General features: G+C 69.9%; 16 protein-coding genes and 1 tRNA gene. 3 read left to right on the forward strand and 14 right to left on the reverse strand.

Annotation, left to right across the window (positions count from 1 at the left end; all coding sequences use genetic code 11):
* Window positions 1-35: 35 nt before the first annotated feature.
* From ACWICD_RS06245 to ACWICD_RS06270, 6 genes are all read right to left on the reverse strand, one after another.
* Window positions 36-1,760, reverse strand: coding sequence for a serine/threonine-protein kinase (locus tag ACWICD_RS06245; RefSeq protein WP_376129348.1), 1,725 nt, complete (start codon window positions 1,758-1,760; stop codon window positions 36-38).
* On the reverse strand, window positions 1,757-3,229 hold the full coding sequence (locus ACWICD_RS06250; RefSeq protein ID WP_454139655.1) for a peptidoglycan D,D-transpeptidase FtsI family protein: 1,473 nt from the start codon (window positions 3,227-3,229) through the stop codon (window positions 1,757-1,759). The genes ACWICD_RS06245 and ACWICD_RS06250 overlap by 4 nt, the downstream gene beginning before the upstream one ends.
* Before the next feature lie 73 nt (window positions 3,230-3,302).
* The gene (locus ACWICD_RS06255; protein ID WP_376129344.1) at window positions 3,303-4,685 is read right to left on the reverse strand and encodes an FtsW/RodA/SpoVE family cell cycle protein; all 1,383 of its coding nucleotides are present in this window, start codon (window positions 4,683-4,685) and stop codon (window positions 3,303-3,305) included.
* Window positions 4,682-5,920 carry a PP2C family protein-serine/threonine phosphatase gene (locus tag ACWICD_RS06260; RefSeq protein ID WP_376129343.1) on the reverse strand — a complete coding sequence of 413 codons (1,239 nt, stop codon included), beginning with the start codon at window positions 5,918-5,920 and terminating at the stop codon, window positions 4,682-4,684. Before ACWICD_RS06260 ends, ACWICD_RS06255 begins: the two co-directional genes overlap by 4 nt.
* A gap of 11 nt (window positions 5,921-5,931) precedes the next feature.
* Window positions 5,932-6,453 (reverse strand): FHA domain-containing protein FhaB/FipA, encoded by a 522-nt coding sequence (locus tag ACWICD_RS06265; protein WP_376129342.1) that lies wholly within the window; start codon window positions 6,451-6,453, stop codon window positions 5,932-5,934.
* Window positions 6,450-7,190, reverse strand: coding sequence for an FhaA domain-containing protein (locus ACWICD_RS06270; protein WP_454139656.1), 741 nt, complete (start codon window positions 7,188-7,190; stop codon window positions 6,450-6,452). Before ACWICD_RS06270 ends, ACWICD_RS06265 begins: the two co-directional genes overlap by 4 nt.
* 143 nt (window positions 7,191-7,333) lie before the next feature.
* On the opposite strand from ACWICD_RS06270, the gene ACWICD_RS06275 reads away from it, so the two are divergent.
* A tRNA-Leu gene (locus tag ACWICD_RS06275) sits at window positions 7,334-7,417 on the forward strand.
* A 53-nt stretch (window positions 7,418-7,470) separates the two neighbouring features.
* Here the strand turns inward: ACWICD_RS06275 and ACWICD_RS06280 are convergent.
* The 3 genes from ACWICD_RS06280 to ACWICD_RS06290 all read right to left on the reverse strand — a co-directional run bounded on the left by ACWICD_RS06280 (window position 7,471) and on the right by ACWICD_RS06290 (window position 9,798).
* Window positions 7,471-8,577, reverse strand: a complete 1,107-nt coding sequence (locus ACWICD_RS06280) for a magnesium and cobalt transport protein CorA (protein ID WP_454139657.1) — start codon at window positions 8,575-8,577, stop codon at window positions 7,471-7,473.
* Window positions 8,578-8,641: 64 nt separating this feature from the next.
* Entirely contained in the window at window positions 8,642-9,133 is a 492-nt protein-coding gene (locus tag ACWICD_RS06285; RefSeq protein ID WP_454139659.1) for a GNAT family N-acetyltransferase, read from the reverse strand.
* A 26-nt stretch (window positions 9,134-9,159) separates the two neighbouring features.
* Window positions 9,160-9,798, reverse strand: a complete 639-nt coding sequence (locus ACWICD_RS06290; protein WP_454139751.1) for a GntR family transcriptional regulator — start codon at window positions 9,796-9,798, stop codon at window positions 9,160-9,162.
* Between the two features lie 259 nt (window positions 9,799-10,057).
* On the opposite strand from ACWICD_RS06290, the gene ACWICD_RS06295 reads away from it, so the two are divergent.
* On the forward strand, window positions 10,058-10,264 hold the full coding sequence (locus ACWICD_RS06295) for a cold-shock protein (protein WP_376129336.1): 207 nt from the start codon (window positions 10,058-10,060) through the stop codon (window positions 10,262-10,264).
* A gap of 51 nt (window positions 10,265-10,315) precedes the next feature.
* Here the strand turns inward: ACWICD_RS06295 and ACWICD_RS06300 are convergent, their stop codons facing one another.
* The 5 genes from ACWICD_RS06300 to ACWICD_RS06320 all read right to left on the reverse strand — a co-directional run bounded on the left by ACWICD_RS06300 (window position 10,316) and on the right by ACWICD_RS06320 (window position 16,493).
* Entirely contained in the window at window positions 10,316-12,397 is a 2,082-nt protein-coding gene (locus ACWICD_RS06300) for a bifunctional lysylphosphatidylglycerol flippase/synthetase MprF (RefSeq protein ID WP_454139660.1), read from the reverse strand.
* A 4-nt stretch (window positions 12,398-12,401) separates the two neighbouring features.
* Window positions 12,402-13,676 carry a hypothetical protein gene (locus ACWICD_RS06305; protein WP_454139661.1) on the reverse strand — a complete coding sequence of 425 codons (1,275 nt, stop codon included), beginning with the start codon at window positions 13,674-13,676 and terminating at the stop codon, window positions 12,402-12,404.
* A complete protein-coding gene (locus ACWICD_RS06310) occupies window positions 13,669-14,352 on the reverse strand; it encodes an HAD hydrolase-like protein (RefSeq protein WP_454139662.1) in 684 nt (227 codons plus the stop codon). Before ACWICD_RS06310 ends, ACWICD_RS06305 begins: the two co-directional genes overlap by 8 nt.
* A gap of 17 nt (window positions 14,353-14,369) precedes the next feature.
* A complete protein-coding gene (nucS, locus tag ACWICD_RS06315; protein ID WP_454139663.1) occupies window positions 14,370-15,065 on the reverse strand; it encodes an endonuclease NucS in 696 nt (231 codons plus the stop codon).
* 201 nt (window positions 15,066-15,266) lie between these two features.
* The gene (locus ACWICD_RS06320) at window positions 15,267-16,493 is read right to left on the reverse strand and encodes an MFS transporter (RefSeq protein WP_454139665.1); all 1,227 of its coding nucleotides are present in this window, start codon (window positions 16,491-16,493) and stop codon (window positions 15,267-15,269) included.
* 59 nt (window positions 16,494-16,552) lie between these two features.
* Here ACWICD_RS06320 and ACWICD_RS06325 point away from each other — a divergent pair, with 59 nt between their 5' ends.
* Window positions 16,553-17,596 (forward strand): LacI family DNA-binding transcriptional regulator, encoded by a 1,044-nt coding sequence (locus ACWICD_RS06325; protein WP_454139667.1) that lies wholly within the window; start codon window positions 16,553-16,555, stop codon window positions 17,594-17,596.
* Window positions 17,597-17,624 lie beyond the last annotated feature (28 nt).

Here is a 17,624-nt window from a genome sequence, read left to right on the forward strand (position 1 = left end):
TCGGACCTTCAGCCAGAATAGTCGAGCCGGTGCCCTCACTCCTGCTCTTCGTCGGTGGGATCGGGGTCCGGTACGGGCGGCGCCTGGATCGCGGCACTCACTTCTTGCGAGGCGCCGGTCGTGCGCTCACCGGCGGTTCCGCCCGTGCACGTGACGGTGTAGGTCACGAGCAGGGTCGAGCCGGCGGCACCGGTCACCTGCAGGTCGGCGGAACGCTCGTTCGCGCCGAACCACGCGCTGGACTGGCCCGAGGCGGGGAACACTCCCTGCGTCGCGGTGAACTGGTATCCGCTCACGTTGCCCGTGCCCGAGGGGCAGCTGTAGCCGTCCCATCCGATCTGCACCGTGCTGCCCGCTTCGGCCGTTCCCGAGATCCGCGCCGCGGCCGGCGTGCCCATGGGCACCTGACCGGCGTACCGGGTGAGCGTGATGACCCGGTCGAACGGGACGTTGCCCATGGGGTCGACCTGGTAGACCAGGCCGACGCTCGCTTCGTCGGGCGCGGAGTCGCCGTCGACGCAGCTCACGCCGAAGCCGAGGTCGTCGAGGATCGCCGTCGCCGCTTCGCAGGTCTGGCCCGTGAGGTCAGCCGCAACGACGTTCGCCGACGTCGGCTCGGGGGTCGGCGTGTTCGCCGGAGTCGAGCGCGTCGGCGAGGGCGACGAACTCGTCGGCTCGGGTGCAGGCTCCTGATTCGCGACGAGACCCCAGATCGTGGCGCCGAGCACGAGCACGAGCAGCGCGATGAGCGCGACGAGCGGCCACGTCCACGGGCTGCGCTTGCGCTTCTCGGTGTCTTCGCCCTCGACGGCGTCTTCTTCTGTCGGAGCGGCCAGCAACCGCGTCTCGGCCGAAGTGTCGGTGCCGAGCAGCTGCGTCATGTCGTCGCCGACCGAGGTGCCCGCCGCGATCGCCGGCACGGCCGCGGCCGCGGCGACGACATCACCGCGGCGCAGGGCGGTCGCGGCACGCGCGACGGCGGCCGACGACGCCGGGCGGTCTTCGGGCTTCTTCGCGATCATCGCCATGACGAGGTTCTGCACCGGCACGGCGACGGTCGGCGGCAGCGGGGGCGGCTGCTCGTTGATCTGGGCCATCGCTATCGCGACCTGCGACTCGCCCGTGAAGGGGCGCTTGCCGGCGAGGCATTCGTAGGCGACGATGCCGAGCGAGTACGTGTCGGTCGCGGGGGACGCCGGGTGGCCCGACGCCTGCTCGGGCGAGAGGTACTGCACGGTCCCCATGACCTGGCCGGTCGCCGTCAGCGGCACCTGGTCGGCGATGCGCGCGATGCCGAAGTCGGTGATCTTGACGCGGCCGTCGGGCGTGATGAGCAGGTTGCCGGGCTTGATGTCGCGGTGCACGAGGCCGGCGGCGTGCGCTGCCTGCAGCGCGGCCGAGGTCTGCGCGACGATGTCGAGCGTCTTGTCGGTCGAGAGCGAGCCGTCGCGCTCGATGATCGTCGAGAGCGCCTCGCCGGGCACGAGCTCCATGACGAGGAACGCGCTGCCGTTCTCTTCGCCGTAGTCGAAGACGCTCGCGATGCCCTCGTGGTTCACGAGGGCCGCGTGGCGGGCCTCAGCGCGGAAGCGCTCGAGGAAGCCCGGATCCCCCATGTACTCGTCTTTGAGGATCTTGATGGCGACGGTCCGTCCGATGACGTGGTCCGTCGCTTCCCAGACCTCGCCCATGCCGCCGATCGCGATCCGCGAATCGAGCTCGTAACGGCCACCGAACGTCACACCCTGTGTCGGTCTCATCTGCCCAGCACCGCCTCCATGACCTTCTTCGCAATGGGAGCCGCGATCGCGTTCCCGCTGCCCGACTGTCCTTGACCGCCGCCGTCTTCGACGACGACCGCAACGGCCACCCGCGGATCGTCCGCGGGCGCGAAGCCCGTGAACCACAGCGTGTAGGGCCTCGCCCCGTTCTCTGCCGTCCCGGTCTTCCCGGCCACTTCGACCCCGTCTATTCTTGCACCGCTCGCGACACCCTCACTGACATTGGCCACCATCAGCGCGACCATGTCCGCCGCGATGTCCTCGTCGAGAGCACGTCGGAACTCGGTGTTCTCGAATTCCTGCTGCACCGACAGGTCGGGTCCGATGATCCGATCCACCATGCGCGGGTTCATGACGATCCCCTCGTTGGCGATGCCCGCCGACACCATCGCCATCTGCAGCGGCGTCGCCGTGACGCGGCCCTGTCCGAAGCCCGTGAGCGCCGTCTGCGCGGCGTCGAGGATGCGCGGGTCGTCCTCGTTGGGCGGGTACGACGAGGGGGTCGAGACGAGGGGCATCGCGAACGACGAGTTGAATCCGTACTTCTCGGCTTCGGCGCGCATCGCCTCGTTGCCGAGCTCGACGGCGAGCTCGGCGAACGGGATGTTGCAGCTCAGCCGCAGCGCGTCGGCGATCGTGACCGTCTCGCCGGGACCGCACGTGCCGCCCGAGGCGTTGCGCACGGTGGCGGTGGACTGCGGCAGCTGATAGATCGCGGGGTTCGGCAGCGTCGATTCGGGCGTGTAGTCGCCCGACGCGAAGGCCGCCGAGGCGGTGACGAGCTTGAAGGTGGATGCCGGTGCGTTCAGGTCGCCCGCGATCGCGCGGTTCGACAGCGGCTTGCCCGGATCGGCGACGAGCTCCGCATACACGTCGTCGACCTCGCCGGCGTTGTGCGAGGCCAGCAGGTTCGTGTCGTAGCTGGGGCTCGTGACCATCGCGAGGATGCGGCCGGTCGAGGGCTCGATCGCGATGATCCCGCCCTGCAGGTCGCCGAGCGCTTCGTACGCGGCCGCTTGGACGGCGGCATCCATCGACAGCGCGACGTCGGAGCCGCGGGGCGGCTGTCCCGAGATGATGCGATCCAGGCGCGAGAGGAACTGCGAACCGGCCGTGCCGCTGAGCTCCTGGTTCATCGCGGCCTCGATGCCCGTCGATGAGCCGAGGACGGGGTTGATGTAGCCGGTGACGGGCGCCCACATGGCGGCATCCGTGTAGACGCGCTGCCAGCTGTACAGGTCGCCCGAGGGCACCGATCGGGCGATCGCCGATCCGCTCGCGATGATGGCGCCGCGCTGCACCTCGTACGAGTCGTACAGCGCACGGCGGTTCGCGGCGTTCTCGGCGAGCTCGTCGGCCTGGACGATCTGGATCCAGCTCGTCGAGGCGAACAGCCCCACGAACATGAGCAGCATCAGGATGCTGAGCCGGCGCAGTTCTTTCGTCACAGGTCGCACCCCCTCGGTACACGACGCCCACTGGTGCCTGAGGAGGTCGCGAAGCGACCGTATCGACGGGTCGTCACCCGATCACCACCCTCGGCCGGGAGCGCACGGAGTCCGAGATGCGCAGCAGCAGGGCGACGATGATCCAGTTCGCGATGAGCGAGGACCCGCCCGCCGCGAGGAAGGGCGTCGTGAGGCCCGTGAGCGGAATGAGACGCGTCACGCCGCCGACCATGATGAACACCTGCAGCGCGATCGTGAAGGACAGCCCCGTCGCGAGCAGCTTGCCGAAGTCGTCTTGACCGGCGAGCCCGATGCGGATTCCGCGACTGGTGAAGACCATGTAGAGGCACAGGATCGCGAACACCCCCACGAGACCGAGTTCTTCGCCGAGCGCCGGCAGGATGTAGTCGCTCTCGGCGACGGGCGTGAGATACGGCCGTCCCTGGCCGAGTCCCGTGCCGACGAGCCCGCCCTGCGCGAGTCCGAAGATGCCGGTGACCAGCTGGAAGCTCGAGTTGTCCATGAGGTCGGGGTTGAAGGCATCCAACCAGATCGTGAAGCGTGTGCCGACGTACGGCAGCAGGCGGGATGCCACGAACGCGCCCGCCGCCGCCAGCACGACGCCGATGATGACCCAGCTCGTCTTGCCGGTTGCGACGTAGAGCATCGCGACGAACATGCCGAAGATGAGCAGGCCCGTGCCGAGGTCGCGCTGCATGACGATGATGCCGAGCGAGATGAGCCACAGCACGATGAGCGGACCGAGCTCGCGCGCGCGCGGCCACGTGACGCCGAGGAACCGCTTGCCGACCGAGGTCAGGCTCTCGCGTGTGCGCACGAGGTAGCCGGCGAAGAAGATCGCGAGGCAGATCTTCGCGAGTTCGCCGGGCTGGAAGGTGAACAGCCCCACGTCGACCCAGACGTCGGCGTTGCCGCCGCCGCTCAGTCCCGGCACGATCGGCAGGATGAGCAGCAGGATCGCGACGAACCCGAAGATGTACGTGTAGCGGAAGAGCACGCGGTAGTTGCGCAGCAGGATCACGACGGCGATCGCGAGCACGAGCGCGATCGCCGCCCACGCGAGCTGACGCGTCGAGAACGCGCCCCACCCAGTGCGGTCCCAGTGCAGATCGAGTCGATAGATCATGGCGAGCCCGAGGCCCGTCAGCAATGTGGCGATCGGCAGCACGAACGGGTCGGCGTCGCGGGCGCGCAGGCGCAGCACGATGTGGATCGCGAGCACGAGGACCGTCAGCACGCCGCAGTAGACGAGGAACGAGCTGTCGATCGTGCCCTGAGCACCCAGCTGCACGAGCGCGACGGCCGATCCGTTGATGACGAAGGCGAAGACGAGCAGTGCGAGCTCGCGGTTGCGCTGCATCTGCGGCACGCGGATGCGCCGCAGAGCCCGCACGACGGCGGTATCGGCGGTCACCGCCTGCGTGTCGGCGCTCATGGCGCGTCTCCTTCGGAAATCGTGATCGATGAGACGATGCTGCGTGCGCGGTCGAGCGAGTCGGCCGAGATCGTCTGCTCGATCCTTTCGCGCGTGAAGGCCGAGAGCGAGTCGAGCTCGATGCCGGTGTCTTCATAGGGCGTCGAGAGGGTGATCGGACCGATCGTCTGCTGGATGCCCCGGAAGATCACGACCGTGTCCTCGTCGGCCCCGACATAGAACCGCGTCTGCGTCCACTGGTAGGCGCCGAAGGTGCCGGCTGCGAGCAGCCCCAGCACGAGAACGAGGCCGACGATCCAGCCGAGCCGGCGGCGACGCGCACGACGGCGGTCCTCCTCGATGAGCTCTTCGAGGAACTCCGCCGCCGGTTCGAAGTGCGTCGGCTCGTTCGCCGCCTGGCGTCCCACGTGCAGCCAGCTCGTGCGTCCGGGGCGCGCGGCGGGCACCTCGATGCCGATCGGGTTCGACGCCGACCCCACGATCGTGGCGGTTCCCGAGAAGAGCGGATGCTGCCCCCCCACGTCGACGAGCACGATCGTGACGTTGTCGGGCGCTCCGCCGTCGAGCGCCTGCTTGAGCAGCTGATCCGCCGTGCGGCCGGGGGCATGACCGAGACCGAGCACTTTGGCCAGGTGCGCGTCGTCGACGACGCCGGACAGACCGTCCGAGCAGAGCAGCCAGCGGTCGCCCGGCAGCGTCGGCATGACGAAGGTGTCGATCTCCGGCTCGGTCGCCATGTCGCCGAGCACGCGCATGAGCACGGAGCGACGCGGGTGGTAGCGGGCCTCTTCGGGCGTGATGCGCCCCGAGTCCACGAGTCTCTGCACGAACGTGTGGTCGGTCGTGATCTGGGTGAGCGCGCCGTCGCGATACAGGTAGATGCGCGAATCGCCGATGTGCGCGATGACGGCGTAGTCGTCGACCATGACGAGCGCACTCACGGTCGTGCCCATGCCGGCGAGCTCGGGGCGCACGTGCACCGTGTCGATGAGCTCGACCGCGGTGTCGGCGATCGCTTCGCGCAGGGCCTCCTCGGCCTCGGGCGGAGAGGTGAACGGCTGGTCGACGGCCTCAAGCCGGGCGACGGCGAGGCTCGACGCGACGTCTCCTCCGGCGTGACCGCCCATGCCGTCGGCGACGACGAACAGGTTCGGTCCGGCGTAACCGGAGTCCTGGTTGTTGGAGCGCACCTTGCCGGTGTGCGAGATCGCGGTGCTCGAGCCTTGGAAGACCATGCGCTCGGAGACTACTTCCTCAGCTCGAACGTCGTCGCGCCGACCTTGATGGGCGCGCCGAGCGTCACCGGCACCGGGGTCGTGACGCGATTGCCGTCGTGCCAGGTGCCGTTGGTCGAGTCGAGGTCCTGCAGCATCCACTGGTCGCCCCACAGCACGAGACGCGCGTGGTGACTCGACGTGTAGTCGTCGCGCACGACGAGGCCCGATTCGCTCGACCGGCCGATCGTGAGCGGTTCGGACCCGAGGGCGAGCTCGAGGCCGGCCTTGGGTCCGCTCGTGATGACGATGCGTTCCGCTGTTTCGGTCGTGGCGGGGCCGCCCTGGGACGGCCGGCCCTTCGCGGGAGGGGGAACGGGGGCGGTGACCTGTGCCGCGGCCGGCGGGGCACCCGCGGCCATTGCGGCCTCGGGCATCTTCCGCACCTTGACCCCGAAAAGATCGGCCCGCAGCGAGTACACGACGGCGAAGACGAAGAACCAGAGCAGAAGGAGGAAGCCGATGCGCAACAGCAGCAGGGTCAGTTCGCTCACGGCAGCGGTCCCTGTTCTCTCACGTCGAAGGCGCGTGTGACATCGCGCGGGGGCGTCGACGTCGTCGGCGGTGTCGCCTGCGCGACCACGCGGAACACGATATCGGTTCGCCCGATCCGCACGGTCGAGTCCGGCGTCAGCGCGGCTTCGGTCACCTTGTGACCGTTGAGCAGGGTGCCGTTGGTCGACTTCAGATCGCGCACCATCGCGCGCTCGCCGTCCCACAGGATCTCGACGTGCTTGCGGCTCGTCCCCGTGTCGGAGATCGTGATGTCGGCGTCGCTGCCGCGGCCGATGACCGTGCGGGACTTCGTCAGGGGATGACGGCGTCCGTCGATGTCGAGCACGCCGCGCCACGCGACCCGCCCCTGCGCCGTCGAAGACTCGACACGCAGGGTTCCGGTCGACTGATGGTCGTCGCGCTCGAGAGTGATCGAGACCGGGCCGGCGAAGGAGTATCCCTGCTTCTTCGCGTGCTTCTGCACGAGTGCCTGCAGCTCGTCGTCGAGCGATGCCCCCAGCGCCGCCATCTTGTCTTCGTCGGTCGGCGCGAGGTGCACGGCGAACGTGTTGGGGGCGAGGATGCGGTCGCGACTGACCACGGCCGCCTTTTTGTCGAGCTCGCTGCGCAGTGCGGAGGCGATCTCGACCGGCTGGATGCCGCTGCGGAAGGTCTTCGCGAACGCGCTGTTCACGGCGCGCTCGAGACCCTTCTCGAAGCTGTCAAGTAGTCCCACGGAGCTCCTCGGACGGGGGTGCTTGGTTGCTACATGCTAGTTGCACACGCTGGAGGTTCCCGGATTCGACCGGATTCCGGGGGCGCGTGGTGCGCGTGATATCCTCGCTGAGTTGAGTGTGACGTCTTCGGATGATGCATCTCGCGCGAGTGGCGGAATAGGCAGACGCGCTGGCTTCAGGTGCCAGTGCCCGAAAGGGCGTGGGGGTTCAACTCCCCCCTCGCGCACGAAATGGAATGGCCCCCGAAAGGGGGCTTTTCCATTTCTTCGCCCGGTGTCCCTACATCCACTTCTGTCGTTTGAAGATGAGGTACAGCACCAGCGCGAACGCGACCATGCCGCCGATGGCGAGGGGGTAGCCGAAGGTCCAGTGCAGCTCGGGCATGCTGTCGAAGTTCATGCCGTAGACCGCGCCGATCAGCGTCGGTGCGAAGAGGATCGCGGCCCAGCCGGAGATCTTCTTCATGTCCTCGTTCTGTCGCTGTGCGACGAGGGTGCCGTTGACGGTGAGGATCTGCGAGAGCGATTCGCGGAGTTCGCCGACGTGCGCGTCCGCGCGGCTGAGATGGTCTGCGACATCCTGCAGATAGGTCTTCAGCGGTTCGGGGATGCCGTAGTGGTCGAAGCCCCTCTGCAGCGCGGCGAGGACTTCGACGAGTCCGGACGTCGCCTGCTGAAGGTCGATGACCTCCTCGCTCAACCGGTAGATGCGTTCGGTGACGGAGGCGTCCCCGCTGAAGACCTGGCGCTCGATCTGGGCCTTGTCGATGGCGAGACCGCGCAGCACGGGGGTGTAGCCGTCGACGATGGCGTCGAGCAGACGATAGACGACGGCCTCCGGGCCGTGGTGCAGCAGGTGCTCGTCGTCGAGAAGCGCGTGGCCGCCATGCTCGGCGGTTCCCGAGGCGCCGTCGGCATCGAGCCCGTCGATCCAGCGGCCGTCCTGGCAGAACACGGCGACCGCCTTGGGTCGGAGGAGGATGTGGAACTCGGCGAAGTCGACATCCTCCGTCGCGTCGATGTACCACGCTGATCGGACGACGAGGAACAGCGCATCATCGTGCCGCTCGATCTTCGGCCGTTGTCCCGCCTGAAGGAGGTCCTCGACGAGCAGCGGATGGAGCCGCCAGCTGGTCGCGAGCTCCGCGATGTCTTCGGCTGTCGGCTTCGGGTACAGCAGGAGTGCCGTCCGATTCGCGTGCCCGTCGATGTACTCCTGGGCGTCTGCGACGCTCGTGTCGCTCGGGGCCCGCACGAGGTGCCCGTCATCGACATAGCGGGTGTGGCGCGTCGTGCTCAGGCCATGCGCGGGCGAAGTGGTGGGGGCTCGGTGCCGGAAGACGCCGGGACGGCGGTGATGCGCTTCATCTTGCCGTGGTTGCACCATTCCTGGCCCCTTCCCTCCTCCCGAGTATGTCGCACGCGGCATCGACCACCCTGGCGGGCGCCGGTCAGACGCCGTCGAGGGTCGGGGGGAGGACGAAGAGGATCTCTTCGGCGTCGCGGTCGAGGGCGGGCGCGCGCGTGATCGTGCGCGAGACCTCGGTGAAGCCGTTGCGCTCCAGCACGGCGACGGCGCCGGCGTTGTGCGCAGCGACGCGGGCGAACAGCGGACGCAGCGGTTCGCGTGAGACGAGGATGCGCAGCGCTTCGGATGCCACCCCTCTTCCCCACGCGTGACGCGCGGTCCAGAAGGTGACCTCGCGCTCGCCGTCGACGGTGAAGGCCGCCACCGTGCCGGCGAAGCCGCCGTTCTCGGTCACGACGGCCAAGAGCACATCGTCGGCGGCGCGTTCGCGAGCGATCCACGCGTCGAACGCGGCGCGGTCCTCCGGGTCCTCCGCGGTGAAGGCCGCGAGGGCGGCACCCTCGGGGTCGCTCATCATCGTGAAGACGGCGTCGAGGTCGTCGTCGTCGAGATCACGCAGCTCGATGTGGTTCACGGCCCCACCGTATCCAGCGTCGCGCCTTACGAGAACCCGTGCAGCTCTCGCACGAGCGATTCGGCGAGAACGCCGTCGCGCGCGGCGATCGCCTCTCGCAGCCTCTCGTACGACGCCGTGCGCTCGACGGGGCATGCGATGAACGGATGCCACGCCGCGAGGTTTCGCCGGATGACCGTCTCCGCCTCGCGCAGCACGGTGAGGAAGACGACGTTCCCGGTGGCCGTGACGACGAACTGGAAGAAAGCCGTCGTGGCGTGCATGACGCCCGCGTGATCGTCGGCCCGCGACGCCGACACGACGTCGCCCACCAGACCGACGGCGCTCGCGAGCGCGTCGTCGTCGATCCGGCCGAGCGCGATCCGCAGGCAGTTTCCGAGCATGTAGGCGACGAACTCGTCGGTGTCCCCGAGGAACTCCGGATCGGGCACGGAGACGCGTGTGTAGCGGTTCGGTGCGATCTCGACGAGACCGATGCGCTCGAGGCGTTGCAGCGCTTCGCGCACGGGGGTCCGCGAGACACCGAGGCTCCCGGCGAGCTCCTGATCGCGCAACCGTTGACCCGGTCGGAGGGTGCCGTCGAGGATCGCCTCGCTGAGGGTCGCGTAGACCTCATCGCCGAGCACCGTTGCGCGCGGGCGGAGCGGAAGCAGAGGGGTGGCCATCACTGCGCCAAGTGTACGTCCGGTGCGCGGGGAGGGCGCCGCTTCTGCAGCGCCGGTAAATCGGTAGAGTGTGGATGTCGCGCTTCGGCGTGACGTATCCGGGGGGATCCGTCGACGCCCGGGCTTTGAGCTCCGCTCGGCCCGGGCGTCCGATGGCGTCTGCAACATTTGTGTCACGCTAATCCCGCGTGTCGGCGCTCTTCGTTAGCGTGTCAATCGACCCGCGCAGGTCGCGCGAGCACGCAAGGAACGGCATTTCATGAGCACGCAAGGTACTGTCAAGTGGTTCAACTCGGAGAAGGGCTTCGGCTTCATCGCTCCCGACGAGGGCGGCGCTGACGTCTTCGCGCACTACACCGCCATCGAGTCGAGCGGCTACCGTTCGCTCGAGGAGAACCAGCGCGTCGAGTTCGAGATCGCGCAGGGCCCCAAGGGCCTGCAGGCGGAGAACATCCGCCCCGTCTGACTCGCGGATGCGCGGCGCGGCGATGTCGCGCCGCGCATCCTCAGACGATGTTCACGTGCTGCGGTCTCCGCGCACGAGTTCCAGGCCTGCTCCTGCGAACTGGCGCAGTGTCGCGTCGGGGAGGAAGGCGCGGGTCAGGCCCGCGCCGATGCGGGTGAGGTCGCTCTCGTCACGGAACAGCAGGTGCATCGTCTCGTAGCGCGGGTGGAACTTCTCCTTGAACCGGTGCAGCGAGCGAAAACCGTACACCGGCTCGAGTGCCTCAGCGAGACGTTCGGACAGCACGGCGATGGCGCCGGCATCCGGCGGATAATCGTGAGCGAGCGGCGCTCCCGACAGTGACATGATCTCGGCGCCCTCTTCGGAGAAGAGCTTCGCCGACGCGCCGATCAAGAATTCCATGACGGGACCGAAGCCGCCCTCACGGCGTCGCATGAGGTCGAGCGTCCAGCCGCGCACGCGTCCGTCATCCCCGTATACGGGCAGCCACGAGAGGAACCCGTCGACGTCGCCCTGCGGGGACATCGCGAGCGCGACGCGCACTTCGGGATCCTCGGCCTCGGTGAGGGTTCCGAGCGTGAAGCCCATCTCGGGAAGTCCCTTGTCGCCGACCCACATCTCCGAGATCGCGCGGAGCTGCTGGCGGATGCCCCACGGCTCGTCGACGAGTCGCGTCATCCGGAAGGTGATCTCCTCGCGCTCGGCGCGGTTCAGCGCGCCGCGCACGGCGGCCCAGGCCTTGCCCGTGAACGCGAGACCGGGAAGATCGACGATCGTGTCGTCGGCGACGACGAGGCTGCGCCATCCCTCGGGCACGGCGTCGCGCGTCGCGTCGCTCGCGCTGAAGAAGCAGGGCGCGAGGCCCGCCGCTTCCGCCGCGGCGATGAACTCGCGGACGCTCTCGGGTCGGGATGCCACCGGGCCGAGCGGATCCGCGAGGGCGAGGGCGACGCCGGCGCGGCGCTGGTACGCCACGATTCCGCGCGACGTTCGGGCGTAGGTGTTGCCGTCCCACGTCGTCATCCAGGAGAGGGTCCCCCCGCCGTGTGTGCGGAGCATCTCCTTCACGTCGTCGACGTCGGGCGCCGGTGCCTGTCCGATCCGCGACGTGCGGCGGGAGCGGAAGGCGCCGCGCACGGAGATCAGATAGACGAGCAGAAGCAGCCAGAGGATGCCGCTTGCGAGGGCCAGTTCGGTCTCGGCGTCGATGAGGCCTTCGATGTGCGCCTGCGTCGTGATGATGATCGCGACGAGCACGAGGGCGCCGACGAGGATGTTGAACGTCGCCAGAACGAGACTGAGGATCCACGCCCAGCGGCGGCCCCTGCGCAGGAAGTGGGCGATGACGCCGATCACCACGACGTCGATCGCGACGTCGATGAACCCGCCCGACGCGGGTTCCGTGCCGCCGAAAGGCCCGTTCGTGGGCACGAGCAGCGTGATGATCTCGATCGTGCCGAGCACGATGACCGCGATGAAGGCGACGAGCCGCTGCTCGCGCACGGTCTGCCGCTGCAGGCGCAGCGAGCGGTCGGCGAACAGCACGAGAAGAACCGCGAGAGTGTGCTCGAGGTCGGCCAGATTTCCCCAGAACAGCATCGCGACGAAGATGAACGACAGCAGCACGAGCCACCCCCGTACGCGCCACGGCGGTGCGAACAGGCCGATCGCCGCCGCGATGCACGCCATCGTGCCCCCGGATGCACCGACGTCGGTCAGCGCAGCCTCGGTCTGCGCCCATTCCCACTGTGCGAAGGAGAAGAGCCACAGCAGCAGCGCCGAGGCGAAGATGGCGAAGAGCTGACCGACCCAGAAGTACGCGAGCGCGACGACGGACCCGCGCTTGTACTCCAGGTACGCCATGCCCCAGAAGCCGCCGATCGTGAAGAGGTACACCCAGGGCTGATTGACGAAGAACGTGCCCGTCAGCGGCGTCCACCACAGCCCCTCGCTGAAGGCCGGCAGGCCATAGCCGACGCGCTCGAACAGGGCCGTGTCTTCGAACGGCGACCACAGGCCCGCGAAGACCACGCCGACCGCGAGGATCAGCCCGATGAGCGTCAGCGTCGCCGGAATGCGCCGGACGAACGTGAGGACGAGCGTCAGCGGAGTCGTTCTCGTAGCGGCATCCATGCCTTCACGATAGCGAGCGGGGCGCGGACGCCCCGGCGAGCCGATCGTGATCGGCGAGGGCCTTGGCGTCTTTGGCGTCGCGCATCGCGCGGCGCGCGGCGTCGAGCGCTGCGACCGGGTCGGCGGACTGTCGCGCGTTCGCGAGTTCGGCCTGTGCCGACAGCAGTCGTGTGCGGGCCTCCGCCCCGGCGCGGGCGCGCGTGACGGATGCTTCCGCTGCGACGAGCGCGGCGCGCGCGGCCGCGAGCGTCCCGGGCAGGGCGGTGCGAGCGCCGCGCAGCCGCTGCTGCGCCGTCCAGGCGTCGCCGAGGGCGAGGTCGAGCCGACCGCGCAGGCGCGCGATGGCGTCGACCGAACGGGTGGGGTGACGCGCGGCATCCGTCTCGAGGTCCGACAGCGCTGCGTCGATGGCGCGCAGTTCGGCTCCGAGCCGCGCGGCGGCGTCGGGGTCGAGGCGCACCCGCGTCGTCAGCGCACCGCGCACGGCGTTGCGGGCCGACTCGAACTCGCCGGGCAGGGCGAGCGCCGCCTGATGCACGAGCCGGTGCGATTCTTCGAGGGCGCGCGCGTCCGTCTCGGCGGCGCGCAGCCGGCGCTCGGCGGCGGCCAGATCGGCCAGGGCCGAACGGGTGGGGTCCTGCGCGTCCGCGGCGGCCCGGGCGAGCAGGTGCTCCACCTCGTCAGCGCCCTCGGTCGCCGCTCGGGCGGAGCGGGCCGCCGCCGCCCACTCGCCCTCGGCGAAACGGGCCGACAGGTCCGCGACGAGCGCATCGGGGTCACCCATCGTGGTGCGCAGCTCGCGCAGGCGTGCCCGCGCCGCCTCGACCTGGGTCTCGGCCGACACGTGCGCCTTCGTCCAGGCGGCGTGGTCGGCGCGAGCCGCCTCGACGCCCGCGAGAGCCGCCGTCGCACGGCGCTCGATCCGTGTCGCGGCCCGGCGCATCTCGTCGGGGGCGACCGTGTCGCCGGTGAGCGCGCGGTATTCCTCGAACGATGCGTCGCGCACGTGCTGCGCAGTCATGCGCGCTCGCCGCAGTGAGGCCGGCGCGCCTCCGCCGTACAGCGCGCCCGACAGGCCCACCTCGAGATCGAGCTCGTCGACGGCATCGTCGAGCCGGACCAGCACCGCGCCCGCCCGTCCGCGCACCTGTTCGGCGGCAGCGCGGGCTCGCGGCGACCGCTGCGCGCGCCGCAGGGCCCACGCGGCGGCGACGACGCCGAGCGCCGCGGCCCCGAACACGACGAGGGCGGGGATCATCCAGCCCAGCGGCTCAGTCATCGGCGGAGTCGACCAGAAGCAGGGCGCGCAGTGCCGCGACATCGTCGACGACCTTTGCCGCGCCGTCGGCCTCGTGCGGCCAGCTGAAGCCCCAGCGCACGAAGATGACCGGCACGTCGTGGTCGGCTGCGCCCTCGATGTCGTGGTGCCGATCGCCGATGAGCACGGGACGGCTCGTGTCGACGCCGAGCTCTCGCAGGCGCCGCAGGGCTTCGCCCACGACGTCCGACTTCGTCGCGAGCGTGCGTTCATCGGGCGTCGCGCCGACGAGGGTGCGCACGTGCGAGGCGAGGCCGAAGTGCTCCATGAGCGCGATGACCTGGATCTCGGGCTTGGATGACGCGGTGGCCTGCGGGACGCCGATCGCTGCGAGGTCGGCGATCAGCTCGGCCATGCCGGGGATGAGCGTGGCGCCCGAGGTGTAGCCCTCGCGGTGCGCCAGCTCCCGGTAGAACTCGACGGCCTCTGCGGCTTCGGCGGGGCTCATGCCGACGTTGTCCTGGAACGAGTCGAACTGCGGCGGACCGATCCAATGCGCGAGCTCGTCGCGCGTCGGGGGTGTGCGACCGAAGTGCTCGAGCGTGATCGTGAGCCGGCGCAGGATGCCCTCGGACGCGTCCACGATGGTTCCGTCGACGTCCCACAGGACGCAGCTCCACGGTGGTCGGCTCGGCATACGAACCACCCTAGGTGTCAGAACAACCGGGGTGCGCCGGACTCGATGCCCTTCATGCCCTCGTAGTCCAGCGTGACGCAGCGGATGCCGCGGTCGGTGGCGAGCACGCGGGCCTGCGGCTTGATCTCCTGCGCCGCGAAGACGCCCGACACGGGGGCGAGGTGCGGGTCGCGTCCGAGCAGCTCGAGGTAGCGCGTCAGCTGTTCGACCCCGTCGATGTCGCCGCGGCGCTTGACCTCGACCGCGATCGTGCCGCCGGCGGGATCGCGCAGCAGAAGATCGACGGGGCCGATCGCGGTGGGGAACTCGCGCCGCACGAGCGACACGCCGTCGCCGAGGACATCGACCTGTTCGGCGAGCAGGCGCTGCAGGTCTGCTTCGACGCCGTCCTTCTGCAGCCCCGGATCGATGCCGAGTTCGTGCGACGAGTCGTGCACGATCTCGTAGATGCGCACGAGTAGCGAGTCACCCGACTTGGCGTGCGTGACGCGCCAGTGCTCGAGCACGCCCGCGCTCGCCGAGTCCTCGTCGGGGATCTCGACCGTCAGGGCGCACGGCGGCGACATCCAGTTGAGCGGCTTGTACGAGCCGCCGTCCGAGTGCACGAGCAGCGAGCCGTCGCCCTTGTGCACGAGCAGGCGCGTCGCGAGGGGCAGGTGCGCGTTGAGTCGACCGGTGTAATCCACGGAGCAGCGGGCAATGACAAGACGCACCCGACGAGCCTAATGCCGCTGCCGGCGGGGTTCGTCAGACGCCGATCCCGTCGAACAGTCCGAGTTCGACGGCGGCGCTGCGCGCGACGAGAAAGCCGAGGATCCCGATGATCCACGCCGTCGCGCTCGCCGCGGGGGCGGCCGAGGCCTGACCCCGCGGGCACCGGCGGCCGCGGCCGCGCCGACCCGGGGGATGCGCCGTCAGTGCCCGGCGCCGACCCGCGACCCGGCGATGGGCTTGGCGGCACCCGAGGCGAGGCCCGACAGAACGATGAGTCCGACGAGGATCCACAGGGTCGGCAGCAGGCCGACCTGATGACTGATCCAGCCGAGCACGGGCGGCCCGCAGAGGAAGGCCACGTAGCCGATCGTCGCGGCCGCGCTCACCGACGCCGCCGCCCTGGTGGGGTCGTCAGCCGCCGCAGACATGCCGAGGGGGAAGCCGAGCGACGCACCGATGCCCCACAGCGCGACGCCGACGAGGGCGAGCGGCAGGTTCGGGGCGAGGATGAACAGGGTGAGCCCGCCGGCCGCGGCGATGGCGAGGATGCGCAGCGTCCAGACCCGCCCGAAGCGGTCGACGAGCGGACCGCCCACGGCGCGCACGACCGTCATCGCGACCGAGAACACTGTGAGGGCGATCGCGCCCTGCGCCTCGGTGCCGGCGTGCCCGTCGACGACGGCGAGGGGCAGCCAGTCGTTGGCGCCGCCCTCGGCGAAGGCCATGCCGAGCATGATGAGTCCGATGAAGTAGATGCGCGGCTCGCGCCAGACGGCCAGGGCCGCGGTGAGCCGTTCGCGGCGCGACCCGCGCGCGTCGTCGGCGCCGACGACCTCGCCGCGCGTGCGCCGCGGGACGAATCGCACGGCGACGGCGGCCGTGGCGACGACGATCGCCCCGAGGCTCCACAGGTGCGCGGCGACACCGACCCCCCACGCGGTCATGCCGACGCCGATGCCGGCTCCAGCGACCGTGCCGAGACTGAACAGCGCGTGGAACAGCGGCATCATGGTGCGCCCGAGCCCCTGCTCGTTGGCGGCGCCCTCGACGTTCATCATGATGTCGGTGGCGGCCATGCCGAAGCCCATCACCGCGAGCCCGACCGCCGTGACGGAGTAGGAGGGCACGACGTCGACCCCCACTCCCACGATGGCCAGGCCCACCCCGAAGGTCACGAGACCGGCGAGCAGGCCGCGGCGCGCGCCCCACTGCGCCAGCACGAGGTTGGCGAGCGAGAGTCCGACGAGCGACGCGGCGCCCAGGACGAACAGCAGGATGCCGACCTGGAAGTCGTTGATCGCCAGCCCTGCCTTGACCGACGGGATGCGCGATGCCCACGTGGCGAACCCGAGCCCCGTCGCGAAGAAGATCGCGAAGATCGCGTTGCGCCAGTTGACCAGTTCGCGACGGGCGGGCGTGATCTTCATCGGAATACTGTATCGAATCGTTTCGACGCGAGGGGGCGTCAGGCTACGATCGGTCGGACATGAGCACGCGTCGCCCGACCATCGCCGACGTCGCGCGCGAGGCAGGCGTCTCGCCGTCGACGGCCTCGGTCGTGTTCAGCGGCAAGACCCCCGTCTCGGACGCCACCCGCGGACGCGTGCTCGATGCGGCAGAGCGACTCGGGTACACCGGACCCGACCCGCGGGCGGCCTCGCTGCGCACGGGGCGCTCGGGCATCGTCGGCGTCGTCTTCGAAGAGCATCTGGGCACGGCGTTCCTCGATCCGGTCAAGACCCTCACGATGGACGGCCTGGCCGACGGCGTGGCGGGGCTCGGCGCGGGACTGCTGCTGCTGCGCGATCACGCCGATCCCGCTGCCGTCGGACCGTCGCTCACGACGGCGCCGATCGACGCGGCCGTCCTGATCGGCTGCAGCGGGCTGCTGCGGGAATCCCTCGACGTCGTCCGCTCCCGCGGCATCCCGGTCGTCGTGATCGAGGGCGATGCCGGCGCGGGGGTGCCGCGCATCGGGCTCGACGATCGCGAGGCGCAGCGCCACGCCGCGAGCCACGTGCGCGGCCTCGGCCACACCGACGTCCGGATCGTCACGCTCCCCGTCCGACCCGGGTGGACCGGCGGCTGGATCGCGCCCGACATCCGCATCGTGATCGAGGTGACGCGGGACCGTCTCGCCGGTGCGCGCGACGTGTTCCCGGATGCCGCCGCCTACTCGGCAGCAGCGAGCTCGATCGACGAGGGGCTCGTGGCCGGGAGGGCGATCTTCGCCGACGCGCGGCCGACCGCCGTCATCGCGCAGAGCGATCTTCTCGCGGCGGGCATCATCCGTGCCGCCGAGGAAGCGGGGCTGCGCGTGCCGGAGGACGTCAGCGTGACGGGCTTCGACGGGATCGTGGTCGACGGGCTCGCGCCCTACGTGCTCACCACGCTCGTTCAGCCGGCGACCGAGAAGGGGCGCAGCGCCGGACGCGCCGTCGCCGCTCTGCTCGAGGGCCGCGAGGCGGCATCCCTGCGCTTCACCTGCGTGTTCCGCGAAGGGAACACGACCGCGATCGCGCGGGCCTGAATCGCACAATGCGGTTCGGGGACGAATC

This window comes from Microbacterium sp. NPDC055357 (assembly GCF_053644835.1).

Bases quoted from the DNA above. Each gene is read 5' to 3' on its own strand.
- ACWICD_RS06325 (WP_454139667.1), top strand. From the start codon at position 16,553: ATGAGCACGCGTCGCCCGACCATCGCCGACGTCGCGCGCGAGGCAGGC.
- ACWICD_RS06305 (WP_454139661.1), bottom strand. From the start codon at position 13,676: ATGACTGAGCCGCTGGGCTGGATGATCCCCGCCCTCGTCGTGTTCGGG.
- ACWICD_RS06260 (WP_376129343.1), bottom strand. From the start codon at position 5,920: ATGGTCTTCCAAGGCTCGAGCACCGCGATCTCGCACACCGGCAAGGTG.
- ACWICD_RS06300 (WP_454139660.1), bottom strand. From the start codon at position 12,397: ATGGATGCCGCTACGAGAACGACTCCGCTGACGCTCGTCCTCACGTTC.
- ACWICD_RS06245 (WP_376129348.1), bottom strand. From the start codon at position 1,760: ATGAGACCGACACAGGGTGTGACGTTCGGTGGCCGTTACGAGCTCGAT.
- ACWICD_RS06320 (WP_454139665.1), bottom strand. From the start codon at position 16,493: ATGAAGATCACGCCCGCCCGTCGCGAACTGGTCAACTGGCGCAACGCG.
- ACWICD_RS06310 (WP_454139662.1), bottom strand. From the start codon at position 14,352: ATGCCGAGCCGACCACCGTGGAGCTGCGTCCTGTGGGACGTCGACGGA.
- ACWICD_RS06290 (WP_454139751.1), bottom strand. From the start codon at position 9,798: ATGGCCACCCCTCTGCTTCCGCTCCGCCCGCGCGCAACGGTGCTCGGC.
- ACWICD_RS06280 (WP_454139657.1), bottom strand. From the start codon at position 8,577: ATGGTGCAACCACGGCAAGATGAAGCGCATCACCGCCGTCCCGGCGTC.
- ACWICD_RS06295 (WP_376129336.1), top strand. From the start codon at position 10,058: ATGAGCACGCAAGGTACTGTCAAGTGGTTCAACTCGGAGAAGGGCTTC.
- ACWICD_RS06255 (WP_376129344.1), bottom strand. From the start codon at position 4,685: ATGAGCGCCGACACGCAGGCGGTGACCGCCGATACCGCCGTCGTGCGG.